This window comes from Marinobacter adhaerens HP15 (assembly GCF_000166295.1).
Lineage (GTDB): Bacteria > Pseudomonadota > Gammaproteobacteria > Pseudomonadales > Oleiphilaceae > Marinobacter > Marinobacter adhaerens.
In genome coordinates this window covers 3,506,782-3,523,550 of sequence record NC_017506.1, presented here as the reverse complement: position 1 = coordinate 3,523,550, position 16,769 = coordinate 3,506,782, and the positions used below count along the sequence as shown (strand labels likewise).

Below are 16,769 nucleotides of genomic sequence, written 5' to 3'. Positions count from 1 at the left end.
ATGAGACTCGCCGGCTTTTCCCCTTTCGTGATCTTGATGTTGCTCTGGCTGCCAGGATCGCTTTTGGCCCATCAAACGGGGGGTGAATCCCAAAAGCGGGAGGCAGAAACAGACAGTGGACCCAGGCTCGCTTCGGTGAATGCCGCGGTTGCCGTGGCTGGTGATAACAAGCTGATTTTCGGCAAGAATGCCGACCGGTCCGTACCCATTGCCTCTGTTACCAAGGTCATGACCGCGCTGGTCGTGCTGGAATCCGGCGAGCCGCTGGATGAGTGGCTGACTTTTCATGAGCGGCATACGCCCGCCGCCGCCAACGCCTACAGTCGGATTCGCATCGACTCGGAGATGCGGCGTAAAGATGTGCTGCGCATTGCACTGATGTCCTCCGAAAATTTTGCCGCCTACACCCTTGCCCGTAACCACCCGGGCGGGTTCGATGCCTTTATCGAGGCGATGAACGCCAAGGCCGCGGCCCTGGGAATGACCGGTACCCGGTTTGTTGATCCGACCGGGCTGTCGTCGGAGAACCTTTCAACCGCCGCGGATCTTGTAAAGCTGGTAAACGCTGCGGCTGATTACCCGGAAATCCGGGAGTACTCCACCACCGGTTATTTCCGTGGGCAATTCCGGCAGCCCCGTTACAGCCTGTCGTTCGGGAATACCAATGCCCTGGTGCATCGGGATAGCTGGGGGGTGGCCCTCAGCAAGACCGGCTATCTCTCCGAGGCCGGGCGCTGCCTGGTGATGATTTCGAAGATGAACGGCAAAGAGGTGGTGACCGTGCTGCTTGATTCCCTCGGTACCCGCTCGCCGATGGGCGATGCCGGACGGATAAAGCGCTGGCTTGATACCGGAGCCAGGGGCTCGGTGGCCGCTGCCGCCCGGCGTTACGAACAGGAAAAGAACGCGTCATACGCGACCGCTGGTAACAGTACGGTCAGTGTGAACTGACACTGAAAGGAATCCCGTTATGATCCAGATATTCACGACCGGTGGCACCATCGACAAGGTCTACTTCGATGCCAACAGCGAGTTCGAGGTAGGGCACAGCCTGCTGCCGGAGCTGCTGTCTGAATCCAACATCCACGAGGGCTATCGCCTGCGGGAACTGCTGCGCAAGGACAGCCTGGAGATGACCGATGATGATCGCCAGCAGGTACTGGCGGCGGCCACTGAATGCGATTGTGGCCGAATCATTATCACCCACGGCACGGACACCATGGCCGATACTGCGGCGGTGCTGTCCGGCCTGAAGGACAAGACCATCGTATTGACCGGCGCGATGCAGCCGGCCCGTATGCGCCGAACCGATGCGGTATTCAATGTCGGGTTTGCCTGGGCTGCGGTGCAGCTTCTGCCGCCGGGTGTGTATATCGCGATGAATGGTGAAGTGTTCGAGGCCGGTGCAGTGCGCAAGAATCTCAAGGCGCAACGTTTCGAGCGCACCTGAGTATCACGCCAGGCTGTCTCTTTCCTCGGCGGTCAGTTCCCGGTATTCGCCGGGCATCAGCGCATCGTCCAGTTCGACCTGTCCAATGCGGACACGATGAAGGGCTTCCACGTGGTTGCCAACGGCTGCCATCATGCGCTTGACCTGATGATAGCGCCCCTCCGAAATCGTCAGCTCAATGATCCTGTCTTCCAGAAAATGCACCCGGGCCGGTCGCGTCGGCCTGGGATCATTATGCAGGTCCACACCACGTTCCAGTTGCTGTGCCGCAGCGTCGCTCAGAGGTTCGTTCAGGGTTACCCGGTAAGTCTTGGGGCAGTCGGTTCGCGGTGAGGTGACCCGGTGAGACCACTGGCCATCGGTGGTCAGTAACAGCAGGCCGGTTGTATCTGCATCGAGGCGCCCGGCAATATGGAGATGTCGGGTGATCTCTGCTGGCAACAGGTCCAGCGCTGTTGGATGGTCGCTGTCGGTCGTCGCGCTCACCACGCCTGCTGGCTTGTTCATCATCAGATAGCGCTCGCCCGGGAGGCTCAGAGGGGTGCCTGACAAGGCCACCCGTTCATCCCCGGCCAACCGGGTGTTGGCGCCCTTGCAGATTTGCTCATTGATCGTTACTTCTCCGCGGCCGATGGCCCGCTTGGCCTCTTTTCGGGAGAGCTCGGTGCTGTTGGCAATAAACTGGTCCAGTCGCATGGTATTCAGCAGCTTTGTCCGGGTGCCGGGGAGCTCAGACTGGCCAGACAGAGCACCGGCGTTTCGGCAATCATCCGGGACCAGAGCAGCCCGAGGGCTTCGGAGCTTACTGGTGGGCGTGGAGTCCGAAAGCTCGCCGTGGGGTCGATGCCGCTGCCATTGCGGGTCGCCAGAACAAAGGTAAACGGGTGCGCGCCTGGAATGCCCAGCCGGATGTCGGTGGCCGTGATGCGGTCGCCGGCCTGGTCGTAATCCAGGAAGCCCCGGGTGAACCATTCAAGTCGCCGGGCCTCGGGCAGGTCCGAGACTTCGCTCGCCAGCTCCGGGCGGCGTGGAAAGTATTCAAGATTCAGCGGCGTGTCGCCATCCAGAAAGCCGGTGACAATTTCTACCCGCTGATCACCCTGCAGAGCCGTTGCCCGCCACAACAGTGTGCTGAATGGCATGGGCTGAACCAGCAGGTCCGGGTTTTCCAGGCCGGCGGCCGCAAGCGCGGGTTGCACTCGCTGTGTCATCACTTGCTGGGCTAGAACACTCCAGCCCAGGTACAGGGTGGACACTGCCAGGCCTGCAACTATCGCTGTTTTGGCGGGCGGCCGGGCGAGAAAAAACAGGCAGCCGGCCAGCAGGGGCAGGGTGTATAGCGGGTCGATGATAAAAATGCTGCTGACGGCTACGGGTGGCCCGATGGGCCAGAACAACTGGGTGCCATAGGTTGTGAAGGCATCCAGCAAAGGATGGGTAATCAGGATCAGCCCCGTCAGGGCGAGCCACCGCTGAAAACTCAGTTGTGGTTTCCAGCGCCAGAGCAGCCAGGCAAGGGCCACTGCCAGAGGGGCCAGAACGAACAACGAATGGCTGAATCCACGGTGTTGGGTGAAATTGGCCACTGCGGTGCCGTAATCGATGACGACATCCAGATCCGGGAGGGTGCCCAGAACTGCGCCTGTCAGCAAAACCGAGCGGCCAAGAGTCTTGCCGGCTACGGCGCCGGCCAGGGAGGCGCCCAGGGCGGCCTGGGTGAGTGAATCCATGTCAGATCAGTCTCGCATCAAAACGGTGTCCTGCAGTAGTAGGCCACCGACTCCCCGGTGGATCACTGTCCTGCAGGTATTTCCAGCGCCGCCAGCACCGATTCACCGGGGTAGCCATCAGCCACCAGGTTGTTGGCAGCCTGGAACTGACGGATGGCAGACCGCGTTGCCGGGCCCATGATGCCATCGGGGTTGCCTGGCTCATACCCCCTTTGCTGCAGGGCTTTCTGGAGGTTGATGATGTTGGCGCGGGACAGCACGGGGGCGTCTTCGGGCGGCGGATTTTGCAGTTTACCCGCGCCGGCAATCCGGTCAGCCAGATGACCAACCGCAATGGCGTAGAACTCGGAGCGGTTCCAGCCCATGATCACGCGGAAATTGTGATAGGCAAGAAACGCAGGCCCGCGGTGTCCTGCCGGCACCACCAGGGCGGCATTAATCGGTTCGCGGGCCAGTGGCTTGCCGAAGGCATCCGTGATGCCCATTTTGCGCCACTGCTCGAGTGGCAGACGACGCCCGTCCGCAAGGGAATAGTCGAAATTCTCGGGTAACAGGACCTCGCGGCCCCAACGGTAGTCGCCGTCCCAGTTCATGGATTCGAGAAACCGGCCCGCAGACATCATGGCATCCGGAAGGCTGTTCCACAGATCCCTGCGGCCATCACCATCGGCATCCACCGCGTGTTTCAGGAAAACCGTCGGCATGAACTGAACGTGGCCCATGGCGCCGGCCCAGGAACCTTCCATCTGGTCTGCCGGTATGGCGCCCTCGTCAATAATGCGCAGGGCCGCGATCAACTGCTCGGTAAAGAAAGTGCTGCGGCGAGGATCGCAGGCCAGTGTTGTCAGGGAGCTGGGTACCGGCATCTTGCCGAAATAGCTGCCAAAATTGGTTTCCAGGCCCCAGAAGGCCACCAAATAAGGCGCGGGCACGCCGGTTTCCCGGGTGACTCTGGCCAGCAGCTCCTGATGTTCCTGCAACAGTTCGCGGCCGGTGTTGACCCGGGCATCGTTAACCCGCCGGTTCAGGTAATCGGCAAAGGTAGTGGTGAACTCCGGTTGCCGCCGGTCCAATTCGATCACCCGTGCCAGATGCTGGACCCCGGACATCACCTCGCTGGCGGTCTTGCTGCTGACCCCGGCGGCAATGGCCTGCTCCTGAAGCCGGGCCTTGCATTCGGCAAATCCCGCCGGCTCAACTTCAGCGCTGTCCTGGGCAATGGCGGGCAGTGACAGACATGACAGAAAACCGGAAAACAATAAGCCGCGAGTAACGCCGCCCTGGCGAAGAATCCTTGCAGGTTTGGTCAGCACACAAAACCTCTATCAGGCTGATGATCGTGGAGTATCCTGAGCCCATGTTAGCGCGTTTTCCAGCCGGAGAAACACTGTCCTGGCTCCCGTGGAGTGACAATTCTTTAACCTGACGGTTCCCGAAAAACGGCGATTGTGGTCTTTTTGTTGCCGACAGGTTTCTGGCGTGGGTGTTTGTTCTATAGTTGCACCATAGAACCGGGTTGTGGATAGGGGAAGGTCTGAGCTATGGCAATGCTGAAAGCGCTGGTGGTGGATGACGCCAGCTTTGTACGTGATCTGGTCAAGCGAACCGTGCGCCAGCGTTTTCCGGTCATCGAGACTACCGACGCCCAGAACGGCCGGCGAGCGCAGTCATTGATGTCGAGGACCGCGTTTGACCTGATTCTGTGCGACTGGGAGATGCCAGAAATGTCCGGGCTGGAATTGTTGCAATGGATGCGCCAGCAGCCCCAGTACGAAAACGTGCCTTTTATCATGATCACCAGCCGGGGCGACAAGGATCACGTGATCGAAGCGGTCAAAGGCGGCGTTTCCGAATACCTTGGCAAACCGTTCAGCCCCGAGGGGTTGAGCAAGAAAATCATCAAGGTGATGGGCCGCAAACTGAAAGATGCCATGGACCTGAGCGGGAAATCCATGGCCAGCCCTGCCGATGCCTTCAAAGAGTCGGCCAACCTGCTGACCCGCAAGCCCGAAGCCGCGGCGGAGGTTTCCGCCGAGTCACCGCCCTCTTCCCCCCGGCCGGAGCCTTTGGCACCGACAAGGCCGACCTCGGCCCGGACGCCCATGAGCCTGGCCTCGGTACGCTTCGCCGAGAGCACCCTGAAATCGGTGGTCAAGGATATCAATCTGACGGAGGTGCGGGTGATCGCGAAGCGGGACCAGGTATTCCCGGGGATTCTCGACCAGGCGGTGGTGGACATCGAGATCGCCGATGGCCAGATGGCGAGGTTGAACGGCTACGTGCACCAGTTGCAGGCGGTGGACAAGCGCCAGGACACGGACTTTGTCAGCGTTACCATTCGTTTTGTCGATGAAGACCCGAAAAAGCTGGAGGACCTGTCGAGGTTTGTCGCCCGCTTCCGCGCGGGTATGCGCTAGCTCTCTGCCTTCTCGGGGATCCGCTCGACCAGTCGCTCCCGTGGGAAATGACAGATAAATTCACTGCCCTCGCCAATCCGGCTGCGAATCTCCAGATTGCCATCGTGGTTGAGCAACACGTGTTTGACGATTGCCAGGCCAAGGCCGGTGCCGCCGGTGTCCTTGTGGCGGCTGGGATCGGCCCGATAGAAACGTTCTGTCAAACGGGGAATATGGACCGGGTCGATACCGATGCCGGTATCTCTGACTGACAGGTGTGCGCCTTCCCGATTGGTGGACCAGGACACGATAATCTGGCCATTTGCAGGGGTGTACTTCACCGCATTGAATATCAGGTTCGAGAAAGCGCTGCGCAGCTGGCTTTCATCGCCTTTCAGCAGGCGGTGGTCGCCGATATGCACGGTAATCTCGTGCTGTTTTTCGCCACTGAGCGCCCGGGCATCATGACAGATCTGGGTCAGCAACTGGTCCACGTCCGTGAGGGTGTCGTTGACCGTTTGCTCCCCGGTTTCAATACGTGAGAGCAGGATCAGATCGGTTATCAGGGCTTCCATCCGGGATGACTGGGCAGCCATGGTGTTAATGGCCCGGCGCCACTTAGGCGGCAGGTCGGCAGCGTTGTCCACCAGGGTTTCGAGGTAGCCGCTGATGACCGTGAGGGGCGTGCGCATCTCGTGGGACACATTGCCGACAAAGTCACGGCGCATCTGTTCGAGCTGGTACAGCCGTGTTACGTCCTTGGCGACAATCAGACGGTCGTCGTCACCAAACAGGCTGATCTGGATCTGAAGGTGAATATGAGGCCTGGCCGGAGAATGTATCTCTAAGGGTTCGCGGTAATCCCGTGAATCGAAATAGGTCTTGAAGGCCGGCGTGCGGATCAGGTTATGGATGTACTGGCCCTGATCGGTGTTGCGCCGGAAACCCAGCAGATACTCGGCGGAGCCGTTCCACCATTCCATGGCGCCGCGGGAATCGGTCATGATCACGCCATCGCGCATGGCGTTGGTGGATTCCTGAACCCGATTGATCTGGGCCCTCAACCGGTCCTGGGTTCTCAGGTGGGTCTGATGCAGTTTGTGAAGGTTGTCGAAAATATCGCCCCACAGGCCGATGCTCTGGGGGGCTTCGTCGGTGGCGCTGGGGTTGGACAGCCACTGGTAGAGGCGCCTGGCCTGAAGCAGCGTCCACCAGAGATAGACGATCAGCCCGAGGGTAAGGCCGTAGACGGGCTCACCGAAATAGAGGCCAACCAGGGTGGAGCCAATCAGGCCACCGATAATGTAGCGCAGGTATCGTGACCAGTTGTGCTGCATCAAAAACTGCCTTGTGTCCGTTCCGGGGCTGATGCTCAGCTGGCCGGAGTTACTTACGCGGCTCTGGTCGAGAAGCGGTAACCGGTTCCGCGTACGGTCTGGATCAGATGGTCGTACTGGTCGCCAAGCGCCTTGCGGAGCCTGCGGATATGCACATCCACGGTCCGTTCCTCAACATAGACATTGCCACCCCATACCTGGTCCAGGAGTTGGGAGCGAGTATATACCCGTTCCTGGTGCGTCATGAAGAACTGAAGCAGTCGGTATTCTGTCGGGCCCATGGTAAGGGCGCCATCCTGGGTGGTGACCCGATGCCCGACCGGATCCAGCGTCAGGCCTTCCACTTCAATCGGGCTGTCTACGCCCGGCGGCGTCGCACGCCGAAGCACGGCTTTCAGGCGGGCGACCAGTTCCCGGGGGCTGAACGGTTTGGTGATGTAATCATCGGCACCAACTTCCAGGCCCTGGATCTTGTTGTCTTCCTCGACCTTGGCGGTGAGCATGATGATGGGAATGTCGGCGGTCGATTCTTCTTTCTTGAGGCGACGCGCCAGTTCCACGCCGCTGGTGCCGGGCAGCATCCAGTCGAGGAGTACGAGATCCGGGTGTTTGTCGACAATCAGGGCATGGGCTTCCCGGGCGTCCGCTGCCTCCAGATAGTCATAATCCGCCATTTCGAGGGCCACCGCGATCATCTCTCGGATCGGGGCCTCGTCATCGACGATCAGGACAGTTTTTCCAGTCATGAGCTTTTAACCTGTGTCAGACCTTGATTTGTTGCTGCCTCATTACAACGCTCAAGTGTTACAAGTATATGACAGGTTCAGCTGACCATGAGATCAATTACAAGACCGGCAAAAACGGCAAAGCCGGCCCAGTTGTTGTTCAGAAACGCCTTGAAGCAGCCGTCCCGTTCACGTTCCCGCGCCAGGTACTGGTGGTAAATGAACAGGCAGGCCATGGCCACGACGCCCAAATAGTAGAAGGTGCCCAGTTCGGCACGATGGCCCACCATGATCAGGATCAGTACAACCATGGCCTGCAGCATGCCAATGATCGCCTTGTCGGCTTCTCCGAACAGGATTGCCGTGGACTTGATGCCCACTTTCAGATCGTCGTCCCGGTCCACCATGGCATACAGGGTGTCGTAGGCCACGGTCCAGAGCACGTTGGCCGTGAACAGTAGCCACGTGAGCTGGCTCAGTTCGCCGGCCTCCGCCGCCCAGGCCATGGGAATGGCCCAGGAAAAGGCCGCGCCCAGAAACAGCTGCGGCAAATGGGTGTAACGCTTCATGAACGGGTAAATAAACGCCAGCAGGGCACCGCCGAACGACAGATACAGGGTCAGCGGGTTGGTGAACAGAACCACCATCAGGAAGGAAACCAGGCACAGTCCCGCGAACAGCGCCACCGCTTCCCAGGGTTTTACCCGGCCCGCGGTCAGTGGCCGGTCCTTGGTGCGTTTGACATGCTTGTCCCAGTCCCGGTCAGCGAAATCGTTGATGGCGCAGCCAGCCGCCCGCATGAAGAACACGCCCAGGGTGAAAATGATGACATTAGCCAATGCGGGGCTGCCGTCTCCGGCCAGCCACAGGGCCCAGTAGGTCGGCCACAGCAAGAGCAGGGTTCCGATCGGGCGGTCGATTCTGAGCAGGCTGGCGTAGTCGGCCAACCGGCGCTGGATAGGTTCTGGCACAGCGTCAGGCAGCATGGCGCGCGTCCGTCTGGTGTTCTTCGAATTGAATGAGTGCTGGGATTATAGCCAGTCGCAGGAGGCCGGTTAAAGCGTGTTCCGCTGAAACAGCGCCGGTAGCAGGTATTCACCAACCAGCAGAGAGCTGTTGTGGCCACTGAACAGGGAGCGCCTTGCCAGTTCCGGCTGTCCCGGGATTACCGGTCTGCAGAGGCCGGTTTCCAGAGGGCCCCGTTGCCAGTGGGGGCTGGTGAACAGGTAGGCGCCCAAAGGTCGATTGCCCAGGTGAAGCAGCCGGCGCCCCTCGCCCTCCAGACACTTCAGGGGAATGACCGTCCTGGCCAATACCCAGGGCTGGTTGTCGCCGCACAGGCTGACTTCCCGTATCCAGGCGTGTTGACGGTGGGGAATGCGCAGGCGCCGGGCCTCTTCCTGTGTCGGCGTTGCAAAGCCCTCCCGGCGGACCTCAACGTGAAAGGAATTGCTGCACTGTTTCTGCAGGGCCCGTGTAAACGAACCCTCAACCTGCAACCAATAGCGGGCAGGCCCGTGAACCTCCGGGTTCAGGAGGCCGGCGGCCGTCAGCGATTGGTACCAGTCCGTCGGGGGTATGGTCAGGCGACTGTCGATGTCAGAGACCCTTGACTGCATAGATGCCGGGGGCATTGCGCCAGTAGCCCTTGTAGTCCATGCCGTAACCGAACAGGAAGCGGTCTTCCACTTTCAGGCCGGTGAAATCGGCCTTCAGATCCGGACGGGCTTTCCGGTCATGTTGCTTGTCGACCAGAACGGCCGTCAGTACCTCACTGGCACCGTGAGCGCGGCAGTAGTCGGCGATGGCGCACAGGGTCGTCCCCTCATCCAGAATGTCATCGATAATCAGGATGGTACGGCCGTGCATATCGGCTTCAGGTTGCAGTTTCCACTCGAGAATGCCGCCGGTAGTTTCCTGACGGTAGCGGGTGGCATGCAGGTATTCGGCCTGGACCGGAAACCGGAGCCGGGGTAGCAGTTGTCCGGTCAGGATCAGCCCGCCGTTCATCACGCAGAACAACAGGGGGTTACTGTCTTTCAGGCGGGCGGTAATATCGTCGGCCAGGTTGCCGATTGCAGTCTGTACCTGCTGTTCATCCACCAGGCAGTCGGCTTCGGCCATAACCTGGTTCATTTCGGCGACGGTATCGGTCATATCGGTCGGTCCTGTCGTAAAACGGGCGATTATACCGGACAGGGCCTGCAGAAGGGAGGGGCCACCCCGGTTGTCAGATCTGTATTTGTGGCTATTGGCAGAAATCCCCTGACCGGACCGTCGGCATTGGCATTGGTCAATACCGGGGCGATGGGTATGATGGCCTGATTCGACAGTTGTTCGTATCTGTTAACTGAATAAAACACTTGCGTGTAATATTGTCTGACAATTATTATTGCGCCCGTCTGATGTTGGGAGAACGTTATGAAGAAGTGGCAGTGTGTGGTGTGTGGTTTGATTTACGATGAAGCCGAAGGCTGGCCCGAGGACGGCATTGAGCCGGGCACCAAGTGGGAAGACGTACCGGAAGACTGGGTATGCCCGGATTGCGGTGTCGGCAAGGAAGATTTTGAAATGATCGAGATCGGTTGATAGCACCCGGCACGGCCGGTAAAACCCGCCCAGGTGAGTTAAATACAGGAACACGGTTATGACTGAACAGGCCCCCATCATTATTGTCGGTACCGGTTTGTCCGGTTATTCCCTGGCGCGGGAAATCCGGAAGCAGGACAAGGAGACCCCGGTTCTGATCGTTACCGCCGACGATGGCGTGAGCTACTCCAAGCCCATGTTGTCCACCGGCTTTACCAAGGGCAAGGACGCCGATGGCCTGGCCCAGGGCGGTACCGACGCCATGGCGGATCAGCTGAATGTCCGGATTCGCACATTTGTCACGGTCACCGGCATTGATACCGAGGCCCACGAACTGATTCTCGGTGATGAGCGACTTGCCTACAGCAAGCTGGTTCTGGCCTGGGGCGCCGATGTGATCCGGCTTGGCCTGGACGGTGATGGCCAGGAGCATGTGTTTTCGATCAATGACCTGATGGATTACCGTGCCTTCCGGGACGCCCTGGGCGACGGCAAGCGGGTGGCGATCATGGGAGCCGGTCTGATTGGTTGTGAGTTTGCCAACGACCTGCGCAATGGCGGTTACGAGGTTGACGTGATTGCTCCTTCCGAGGAGGTGATGCCGGGGCTGCTGCCGGAGGCGGCCGCCCATGCTGTCCAGCAGGAGCTCGAGAATCTGGGGGTCGGGTTTCACCTCGGAACCGTGGTTGATCGGATCGACCGCAGGGGTGACGGGGTCAGTCTGACCCTGGCCAATGGTGAGACTCTGGACGCTGATCTGGTACTGTCCGCTGTGGGCCTGCGCCCGAGGACCGATCTGGCCCGGGCTGCCGGGCTGGAGACGGCCAGGGGCATCGTAGTGAATCGCGCGCTCGAGACTTCTGCGCCGGATGTCTACGCACTCGGTGATTGCGCCGAAGTCGACGGCCACGTGCTGCTTTATGTCCTGCCGCTGATGGCCTGTTCCCGGGCGCTTGCAAAAACCTTGCTCGGTGAGCGCACCGAAGTGAGCTATGGCACCATGCCGGTGATGATCAAGACCCCCTGCTGCCCGACCGCCGTCTGTCCACCACCGTCGGAAGCCGAGGGCAACTGGGAAATTGAGCAGGATGGCACCAGCGTCAAGGCGCTGTTCAAGAGCGCCGGGGGCGATGTACTGGGGTTTGCGGTAACCGGCAGCTATGCCATGGAGAAACAGGCCCTGTCCAAGGAAGTGCCTCCGATACACGGCTGATTAGCCGGACTCCAATCCGCAGTCCCGATACCACGGGGCTGCTTTCTCTTGGCCGGCGACGGCTTTTCATTGCGAAATTTCGCCGCTTGCGGTAGAAAACTCCTTCGTGTGCTAACGAAATCACAGGAGCAGGCATGCTTGAGGTAACCAAGAAACTGGTGGAGTTGCTGGATCTCTCGCCCATCGGTGACGACCATTTCCAGGGGGACAGCGAGGATCTGGGCTTTCCAAACGTGTTTGGCGGGCAGGTTCTTGGCCAGGCGCTGATGGCGGCCAGCCGAACTGTTGAAGGTCGCCTTAGCCACTCCCTTCATGCCTACTTTTTGCGCCCCGGCAATCAGGACATGCCCATCGACTACGAGGTCCAGCGGGTCCGTGATGGTGGCAGTTTCTCGGTACGTCGGGTGATTGCCCGCCAGGACGGCAAGGAAATCCTGACCGGTTCCATGTCGTTCCAGGTAGCCGAGGAAGGATTCGAACATCAGCTGACCATGCCGGATGCGCCGGACCCGGAAACACTTCGCTCGGAACAGGAATGGGGCGAACTGCTGGCACCCCAGGTACCCGATAAGATGCGCCCGATTCTGACCCGGGACCGCCCGATCGAGATCCGCCCGGTGAACCCGGTCAACCCCCTGAAGCCAGAGAAGCGGCCGCCCCACAAGCAGAGCTGGTTCCGGGCCCAGGGGCATCTGCCAGACGATCCCGTGCTTCACCGTTGCCTGCTCACTTACGCATCGGATTTCCAGTTCCTCGGGACTTCCCTGAACCCGCACGGCCTGACATTCATGAGCAAAGGGCTGCAGGTGGCCAGCCTTGATCACTCGATCTGGTTCCACCGGGATTTCCGCATGGACGAATGGCTGTTGTACGACAAGGACAGCCCCAGCGCTTCGGCCGGACGGGGATTCAATCGGGGTAATTTCTTCAATCAGGACGGTGTGCTGGTGGCATCCACTACCCAGGAAGCACTGATTCGTCAGAGGTCCTAGCCGGCTAGCCCAGTTTGCGATGGTCCGGCTGCTGGTGATTCTTATCAAGCCAATCCATCATTTCGTCGAAGGGCAGTGGTGGTGTCAGCAGGTAGCCCTGGATCATGTCGCAACCCATGTCCCTGAGCAGATTGGCGGTGACCTCATCCTCGACGCCTTCGGCCACCACCTGGTAGCCGAGGCTATGGCACATGTCTATCGTGGTCTGGACGATCACGCGGTCCTCCGCTTCGGTGTTCAGCTCGGTGACCAGCGACCGATCGATCTTGACCTCGCTCGCAGGTAATTGCTTGATGTAGGACAGTGAGGAATAGCCGGAACCGAAGTCATCGATCGACACGGGGATTCCCGTGGCACTCAGCGAGTTCAGCGCCCGCAGGGAGTTGGCCGGGTCCTGCATCATGGACGTTTCCGTTACTTCGAAAATGATTGCGCCCCGGTGGCTGTGGTAGCTGCTCATCAGGCGCTGCACAAAAATGGGAAAATCCGGTTCGCGCAGGTTGTTGGGTGAAATGTTGATGGATATGTTCAGGGGCCAGCCGCGCTCCAACAATCGCGACCGTAGCTCAAGCGATTGTTCGAGAACCCATCGGGTCATTGGTTTGATCAGCCCCGTCTGTTCGGCCAGGCTGACGATCTCGTCGGCGCGGAGGGGGGTTGCCCGGCCGGGCCAACGGATCAGAACCTCAATTCCGACGATTCGACCGGTTTTCAGGCTCTGCTTGGGTTGCATGAACAGAGCGAGCTCGTTGGTATTGAGCGCATGCCGTAGCTCCGACACCAGGGTCAATCGGTCGGCGCTGTAGGAGTCCTTTTTGGATTTGTAATAGGCAATGCCACGTTCCCGCGCAGAGTCGGATCCTTCAGCGATCACTGCCCGGCGTATCAGGGTATTGGCATCGGTGCCGTGCTCGGGAAAAATTGCCACTCCCAGGGCGGGGTCCAGAGGTATCTGCATGCCCAGATAGTCGATCGGGTAGCGTATGCCCTCCAGCGCCTTCAGAATGGCTCTGGGAACGTGGCCGGTTGCATCGGCGTCGACAACAAAGGCGAATGTCTGTGGGTCCAGTGACGCCAGGTAGAAATTGCGCTGATCACTCTGCTCAATCGGCAAGGCGCCCGGGAGCTCCCTCGCCACGGCATTGTAGTGCTTGGATGCCAGCGCCAGAATGCGGTCGCTGTTGCGATGCCCCAGCGTCTTCGTGACCGACTGCAGGTTATTCAGGTGGATGACGGCGACGCCATAGCGTCGCTCGGGGCTGCGCAGCATCAGGTCGTTCAGCATCATTTCCAGGCTGCTCCGATTGGGGAGGCCGGTAAGGGGATTATGCAGCGCATGATCCATCAGTTTCAGCTCTGCTGACCGTCGTGCTGCCAGAGCATTCAGTTCGGCTTCCCGGGCGTCAACCTTGTCCTGGCGTTCCTGATAAATTCGCGCCGCGAGGGCCAGCGTGAGCAGAATGGCCTCCAGTGCCGACCCAATCTGCATACCGTAGGTGGTCACAAAATTGTTTGGCAGCAAACCGTATTTGTTGGCCGCGGTTATTGCGCTGCCCAGTGTCAGTGCCGCCCAGGCCACCGTGTAATAACCGGCTTGCGGGTTCCCCTTCCACCATTGCACGGGCCCCAGAACAGTGAGCAAAAGGCAGCTGGGTATTGCCAGGGCCACGGTCAGTCGGCTGCCCGTGCTGTAGTCCAGAAAGAATGTCATCAGACCAACCACTGCATTCAGTGAGATCATGAACAATACGAGCCGGTTCAGAACAGGCCCGGTGTGTTCAAGTTTCAGGAATGAGCGGGAGAACACCAGGGTGAAGAAAAGAGAGAAAGGCACAGCCAGCAACATGATCTGATTCTGTAGGGCAGGGCTGTCAGGCCAGAGAAACTGATACGTTGAGCCATTCAGGCTTCCGATAAGTAATAGATAGCCGAGTGTCGAGAGCACGTAGAGCAGGTATACCGGCTCTCGTAGCGCGGCAAAAATAAACAGGTTGAAGAAAATCACCGTGATCAGGATGCCGTAGTAAAGCGCGTGCATCTGGTCTTCGGTGGAAGAATGCTCGAAGAACGCCTGGGCGTTCCAGAGACGAACCGGAATCTGCATGGCCCCCTCGGTGCGCACCTCCAGCAGAATCTGGTACTCGCTGGCTATGCTTTGTTCGAAGGGGAACAGGAAATGGCGGTGCAGTATCGGGCGCTGTTCAAACGGAACGTGGTCTCCGGTCTCCACCCGCCGTGCGATTCGGCCGTTCTCAATCAGGTGGAAGGTCACTTTATCCAATTGCGAGTAGCGAACTTCAAGAAGGTTGATGGTCGCCGGCTGCGATACCGGAAACCGAAGCCAGACGGTATCGCGGATATAGCCAAAATTCGGACTTTTTTCCTCGAGAGTTTGCCAGCTGTCGGAGGCCAGGGCTTCACTGACCGTCAGCTTGTTGTCGGGGGCAACGCGCAGGTACTCGATTTGCGGAACATAGGAATCCTCGGCCCCGAAGGATGGGGCGGACAGGCCGGATAACAGCAAAAGTGTTATCAGTAAACGAAGCCAGAGGGTGGATGCCACGTCGTACCGCTTAATTGTCATTGTCTCTGGGAGTATGGCGTGTCGTCTTTGGCGGCTCAAGTCGCTGGCAGAGCCTGATTGGCAAATTTTTGTAGCCGTGTCTCAGACCTGCTCTAGCCACCCCCGGACCCAGGGCAGCGCTTCGGCCTCCGGTTCCATGGTTTCCAGGGCATCAATCCGAAGCGTGTCCCCAACCTTACGGGCAGCGGTTTCGTAAAGCGCTTCCTCCATGAGGTCGCCAGCGCCACAGAAAGTATCTCCGTAGGAGCTGTCACCCAGGACGATGATGCCAAAGGGCCGGCCGGGTTGTTGTGGCAACTGGTCCCTCAGGTCCAGGTAGAAGGGCAGCAGATTGGCCGGAAGCTCGCCCTGTCCGGTTGTCGATGTGCATACCAGTAGCGCATCGTTGTTCGACGTGATGTCATCCAGTACCGGATTTTCCAACACGGTCACGTGGTGACCTTCCCCCTCAAGCTCTTTCTTGAGCGTTCTGGCCGTCAGGAGGGCGCCGCCATAGACGCTGCCCACCAGGATTCTGATTGATGTCATAGGTTATCCATTCGTCGCCTGAGGAATGACCATACGGTCGTTCGGTGGCGCACGATCATAGCGGGAGTGCTTTGCCGCCTCAAGGAGACGGCGAGGGCGAAGATTCGGTTTCCTGGCTTCGGACCCGGGGCGCTATCCGGTTACGTCCGGATTCCTTGGCATTGTAGAGATGCAGGTCGGCCTGCTTGAGCAGATCGTCCAGTGAGCGGGCCTTGGCAATGGAGCAGACGCCGGCACTGATGGTCACCGGCAATGCCTGATCCCTGAACCGGAACGCATGCCTGGACACGTCAGAACGCAACCGCTCTGCCAGGGTCAGCGCCTGCAACAGGGAGGTATCCGGCAACAACACCAGAAATTCCTCACCGCCCCACCGGGCTGCGACATCCGCCTGCCGGATCACCGTTCTTATCAGTCCGGCGAACTCGCGCAGGACGTCATCACCGGCATCGTGGCCGAACTGGTCGTTGATCTGTTTAAACAGGTCCAGATCGATCAGGGCAATGGAGAAATGGTGGCCGGAACGCTGGTAACGGGAAAACTCCATCGCCAGGCGATTCTGCATGTCGCGCCGGTTGGCCAGCCCGGTGAGTTCGTCGGTTCGTGCTGCATGCTCATGGGTTTCGGCGAGGGTGAGAAGTTCATTGCGTGCCTTCAGGCGGCTGGCTTCAAGCACGAAACAGAAAATGGATTCGAAGGTCAGGGCTGCGAAAAACCGGATCTTGAAATCCATGCTGTATTCCGCGGAGACGAGAGGAAGGCCGGGAAACTGGAACACCACGACGGCAACGAGGTAGCAGAAAAGCAGAACCGCCGTGCCGGTTTTGAGATCGGTCAGATAAAACAGGAGAGGGGGGAAGACATAAAACCAGAGTGGCCCGGTGTTGCTCTCGCCGCCGGAGGCGATCAGGTAGGTGAAAAGCAGCCCTACAATCACGATCATCCCCGCTTTCTGGCGGGCACGGTTTCCGGTGCTGGCGAAGTAAAGCATGTTCAGGGCAATCAGGCCGATAAAGGACCAGAGCACCCAGGCATGGGTCGAGTGCCCGGCGAACCAGGCCTTGGCGCCGATGCCAATCAGGAAACCAATGGCGGTTGCAGACAGCCAGGTCAGAAGTCGCGAGACCTGGGCATCTTCCCGTTCGCCGGCAGCGAGCTGCCCGGAGGAAGTTGGATGGGGCATGGAGACCTTGTTTGCTATTTTTATAATTTTGACGCTATTCGC

Annotated in this window: 17 protein-coding genes; 6 read left to right on the top strand and 11 right to left on the bottom strand. The window is 59.4% G+C overall.

Annotated elements, in window-relative coordinates:
- Both pbpG and HP15_RS16655 read left to right on the top strand, forming a co-directional pair.
- Window positions 1–951, top strand: coding sequence for a D-alanyl-D-alanine endopeptidase (pbpG, locus tag HP15_RS16660; protein WP_041645681.1), 951 nt, complete (start codon window positions 1–3; stop codon window positions 949–951).
- Between the two features lie 19 nt (window positions 952–970).
- Window positions 971–1,450, top strand: coding sequence for an asparaginase domain-containing protein (locus tag HP15_RS16655; protein ID WP_014578542.1), 480 nt, complete (start codon window positions 971–973; stop codon window positions 1,448–1,450).
- Window positions 1,451–1,453: 3 nt separating this feature from the next.
- On the opposite strand, the gene rsuA is transcribed toward HP15_RS16655, so the two are convergent.
- From rsuA to HP15_RS16640, 3 genes are all read right to left on the bottom strand, one after another.
- Complete coding sequence (gene rsuA, locus HP15_RS16650; RefSeq protein ID WP_014578541.1) at window positions 1,454–2,146, bottom strand: 16S rRNA pseudouridine(516) synthase RsuA; 693 nt, start codon at window positions 2,144–2,146, stop codon at window positions 1,454–1,456.
- Window positions 2,147–2,151: 5 nt separating this feature from the next.
- Entirely contained in the window at window positions 2,152–3,180 is a 1,029-nt protein-coding gene (locus HP15_RS16645) for a metal-dependent hydrolase (protein ID WP_014578540.1), read from the bottom strand.
- Window positions 3,181–3,242: 62 nt separating this feature from the next.
- A complete protein-coding gene (locus HP15_RS16640; RefSeq protein ID WP_014578539.1) occupies window positions 3,243–4,493 on the bottom strand; it encodes a lytic murein transglycosylase in 1,251 nt (416 codons plus the stop codon).
- A 228-nt stretch (window positions 4,494–4,721) separates the two neighbouring features.
- Between HP15_RS16640 and HP15_RS16635 the strand changes: the two genes are divergently transcribed.
- Complete coding sequence (locus HP15_RS16635) at window positions 4,722–5,597, top strand: response regulator (protein WP_041645678.1); 876 nt, start codon at window positions 4,722–4,724, stop codon at window positions 5,595–5,597.
- Here HP15_RS16635 and phoR read toward each other — a convergent pair.
- From phoR to HP15_RS16610, 5 genes are all read right to left on the bottom strand, one after another.
- Window positions 5,594–6,913, bottom strand: a complete 1,320-nt coding sequence (phoR, locus tag HP15_RS16630) for a phosphate regulon sensor histidine kinase PhoR (protein WP_014578537.1) — start codon at window positions 6,911–6,913, stop codon at window positions 5,594–5,596. The two genes, HP15_RS16635 and phoR, sit on opposite strands and share 4 nt — an antisense overlap.
- Before the next feature lie 53 nt (window positions 6,914–6,966).
- On the bottom strand, window positions 6,967–7,659 hold the full coding sequence (gene phoB, locus HP15_RS16625; protein ID WP_014578536.1) for a phosphate regulon transcriptional regulator PhoB: 693 nt from the start codon (window positions 7,657–7,659) through the stop codon (window positions 6,967–6,969).
- A 77-nt stretch (window positions 7,660–7,736) separates the two neighbouring features.
- Entirely contained in the window at window positions 7,737–8,624 is an 888-nt protein-coding gene (gene ubiA / locus HP15_RS16620) for a 4-hydroxybenzoate octaprenyltransferase (RefSeq protein ID WP_008173537.1), read from the bottom strand.
- A 69-nt stretch (window positions 8,625–8,693) separates the two neighbouring features.
- Entirely contained in the window at window positions 8,694–9,257 is a 564-nt protein-coding gene (locus HP15_RS16615) for a chorismate--pyruvate lyase family protein (RefSeq protein WP_014578535.1), read from the bottom strand.
- On the bottom strand, window positions 9,238–9,795 hold the full coding sequence (locus tag HP15_RS16610) for a hypoxanthine-guanine phosphoribosyltransferase (protein WP_014578534.1): 558 nt from the start codon (window positions 9,793–9,795) through the stop codon (window positions 9,238–9,240). The genes HP15_RS16615 and HP15_RS16610 overlap by 20 nt, the downstream gene beginning before the upstream one ends.
- Window positions 9,796–10,059: 264 nt before the next feature.
- Between HP15_RS16610 and HP15_RS16605 the strand changes: the two genes are divergently transcribed.
- The 3 genes from HP15_RS16605 (at window position 10,060) to HP15_RS16595 (ending at window position 12,432) form a co-directional block, all read left to right on the top strand.
- The gene (locus tag HP15_RS16605) at window positions 10,060–10,227 is read left to right on the top strand and encodes a rubredoxin (RefSeq protein ID WP_008173532.1); all 168 of its coding nucleotides are present in this window, start codon (window positions 10,060–10,062) and stop codon (window positions 10,225–10,227) included.
- A gap of 58 nt (window positions 10,228–10,285) precedes the next feature.
- Complete coding sequence (locus HP15_RS16600; protein ID WP_014578533.1) at window positions 10,286–11,440, top strand: NAD(P)/FAD-dependent oxidoreductase; 1,155 nt, start codon at window positions 10,286–10,288, stop codon at window positions 11,438–11,440.
- Window positions 11,441–11,574: 134 nt separating this feature from the next.
- Window positions 11,575–12,432, top strand: coding sequence for an acyl-CoA thioesterase (locus tag HP15_RS16595; RefSeq protein WP_014578532.1), 858 nt, complete (start codon window positions 11,575–11,577; stop codon window positions 12,430–12,432).
- A 4-nt stretch (window positions 12,433–12,436) separates the two neighbouring features.
- Here the strand turns inward: HP15_RS16595 and HP15_RS16590 are convergent, their stop codons facing one another.
- From HP15_RS16590 to HP15_RS16580, 3 genes are all read right to left on the bottom strand, one after another.
- A complete protein-coding gene (locus tag HP15_RS16590) occupies window positions 12,437–15,016 on the bottom strand; it encodes an EAL domain-containing protein (protein WP_049784499.1) in 2,580 nt (859 codons plus the stop codon).
- Between the two features lie 81 nt (window positions 15,017–15,097).
- Window positions 15,098–15,544, bottom strand: coding sequence for a flavodoxin (locus HP15_RS16585; protein ID WP_014578530.1), 447 nt, complete (start codon window positions 15,542–15,544; stop codon window positions 15,098–15,100).
- A gap of 79 nt (window positions 15,545–15,623) precedes the next feature.
- Complete coding sequence (locus HP15_RS16580) at window positions 15,624–16,727, bottom strand: GGDEF domain-containing protein (protein WP_014578529.1); 1,104 nt, start codon at window positions 16,725–16,727, stop codon at window positions 15,624–15,626.
- Between the last annotated feature and the right edge of the window lie 42 nt (window positions 16,728–16,769).

Bases quoted from the DNA above. Each gene is read 5' to 3' on its own strand.
- HP15_RS16595 (WP_014578532.1), top strand. From the start codon at position 11,575: ATGCTTGAGGTAACCAAGAAACTGGTGGAGTTGCTGGATCTCTCGCCC.
- HP15_RS16590 (WP_049784499.1), bottom strand. From the start codon at position 15,016: ATGACAATTAAGCGGTACGACGTGGCATCCACCCTCTGGCTTCGTTTA.
- ubiA (WP_008173537.1), bottom strand. From the start codon at position 8,624: ATGCTGCCTGACGCTGTGCCAGAACCTATCCAGCGCCGGTTGGCCGAC.
- HP15_RS16580 (WP_014578529.1), bottom strand. From the start codon at position 16,727: ATGCCCCATCCAACTTCCTCCGGGCAGCTCGCTGCCGGCGAACGGGAA.
- pbpG (WP_041645681.1), top strand. From the start codon at position 1: ATGAGACTCGCCGGCTTTTCCCCTTTCGTGATCTTGATGTTGCTCTGG.
- HP15_RS16600 (WP_014578533.1), top strand. From the start codon at position 10,286: ATGACTGAACAGGCCCCCATCATTATTGTCGGTACCGGTTTGTCCGGT.
- HP15_RS16635 (WP_041645678.1), top strand. From the start codon at position 4,722: ATGGCAATGCTGAAAGCGCTGGTGGTGGATGACGCCAGCTTTGTACGT.
- phoR (WP_014578537.1), bottom strand. From the start codon at position 6,913: ATGCAGCACAACTGGTCACGATACCTGCGCTACATTATCGGTGGCCTG.
- HP15_RS16585 (WP_014578530.1), bottom strand. From the start codon at position 15,544: ATGACATCAATCAGAATCCTGGTGGGCAGCGTCTATGGCGGCGCCCTC.
- HP15_RS16645 (WP_014578540.1), bottom strand. From the start codon at position 3,180: ATGGATTCACTCACCCAGGCCGCCCTGGGCGCCTCCCTGGCCGGCGCC.
- rsuA (WP_014578541.1), bottom strand. From the start codon at position 2,146: ATGCGACTGGACCAGTTTATTGCCAACAGCACCGAGCTCTCCCGAAAA.
- HP15_RS16655 (WP_014578542.1), top strand. From the start codon at position 971: ATGATCCAGATATTCACGACCGGTGGCACCATCGACAAGGTCTACTTC.
- phoB (WP_014578536.1), bottom strand. From the start codon at position 7,659: ATGACTGGAAAAACTGTCCTGATCGTCGATGACGAGGCCCCGATCCGA.
- HP15_RS16615 (WP_014578535.1), bottom strand. From the start codon at position 9,257: ATGCAGTCAAGGGTCTCTGACATCGACAGTCGCCTGACCATACCCCCG.
- HP15_RS16605 (WP_008173532.1), top strand. From the start codon at position 10,060: ATGAAGAAGTGGCAGTGTGTGGTGTGTGGTTTGATTTACGATGAAGCC.
- HP15_RS16610 (WP_014578534.1), bottom strand. From the start codon at position 9,795: ATGACCGATACCGTCGCCGAAATGAACCAGGTTATGGCCGAAGCCGAC.